Origin of the sequence: Pantoea sp. GbtcB22 (assembly GCF_019091025.1) — a bacterium.
GTDB lineage: Bacteria > Pseudomonadota > Gammaproteobacteria > Enterobacterales > Enterobacteriaceae > Pantoea > Pantoea leporis.
This window is the reverse complement of record NZ_JAGXKB010000680.1, coordinates 1-242: the sequence shown is the minus strand read 5'-3', so window position 1 is coordinate 242 and position 242 is coordinate 1. Positions and strand designations below refer to the sequence as shown.

The following is a 242-nucleotide window of genomic DNA, read 5'->3' as shown; positions in this document are numbered from 1 at the left end:
TCACCGATAAAACGCACCCCGAACGCTATAACCGTAAATGGGATATGCAGTACGCACCAAGCATCTGTCAGCAATGCAGCGTGGGTTGTAACACCAGCCCGGGCGAACGCTATGGCGAATTGCGACGTATCGAAAACCGCTATAACGGCACCGTAAACCACTATTTCCTGTGCGATCGCGGTCGCTTCGGTTACGGCTACGTCAACCCCAAAGATCGCCCACGGCATCCGATACAGCAACGC

1 protein-coding gene is annotated in these 242 nt (G+C 54.5%); it reads left to right on the top strand.

Going from position 1 to position 242, the window contains the following annotated elements; all coding sequences use genetic code 11:
- Positions 1-242: hypothetical protein (locus KVT28_RS26355; RefSeq protein WP_217551242.1), on the top strand; the 242-nt coding region annotated here is incomplete at both ends.